This is a genomic window from Pantoea sp. VS1, from assembly GCF_002207995.1.
GTDB classification, from domain to species: Bacteria; Pseudomonadota; Gammaproteobacteria; order Enterobacterales; family Enterobacteriaceae; genus Pantoea; species Pantoea dispersa.
On sequence record NZ_NHZE01000100.1, the window covers coordinates 1 to 577 of the forward strand.

Here is a 577-nt window from a genome sequence, read left to right on the forward strand (position 1 = left end):
CAAGGCGGCGGACACGCTGAGCCAGTACTGGATTAAGCGCGCCGAGCAGTACCACCCGGTGATTGATATCGGTGCCGGCAACGCCGTGACCGTGGTGTTCCAGAAGGGCTTCAGGCTGGAGACCATAGAAGACGCTGATGCCGAAAAGGCACAGAAAGAGGCACCGCAGCCGGTAGTGCAGCAGACCGCAGCGAACCAGTCGGTCAGCAACGGCGGTGGCAACAGCGCGCCGGTGTTAAACCCCGATGAAGTTCTGCGTCAGGCCAGCCAGCTGCGCCTCGGCGACACCATTCCCCAGTGAAGGAGCGTCCGGATGAAACAGTGGTACGTACTGAAAACGAAGTTCGCGCAGGAAAAGAAGGCAGAAGCGCACCTCACCAACCAGCGCGTGGAAAGCTGGCTGCCGCTGTATCACGACAGAAGGCTGAGCGGCGGCCGCGTCAGCGCCAGGCTGGAACCCCTTTTTCCGGGTTACATTTTTGCCCGCTTCGACCCGGAGGAAATCCACACCACCACCATCAGGGCGACCCGCGGCGTGGCGACGATTGTGAGCTTTGGCAGCCGCCTCGCCATTATG

At 61.5% G+C, this 577-nt stretch carries 1 protein-coding gene and 1 pseudogene; both read left to right on the forward strand.

Annotation, left to right across the window (positions count from 1 at the left end):
* Window positions 1-301 (forward strand): annotated as a pseudogene (locus tag CBW22_RS24040) (F-type conjugal transfer pilus assembly protein TraB); the annotation flags it as partial.
* Between the two features lie 12 nt (window positions 302-313).
* Window positions 314-577: transcription termination/antitermination NusG family protein (locus CBW22_RS24045; RefSeq protein ID WP_303396010.1), on the forward strand; the 264-nt coding region annotated here is incomplete at its 3' end.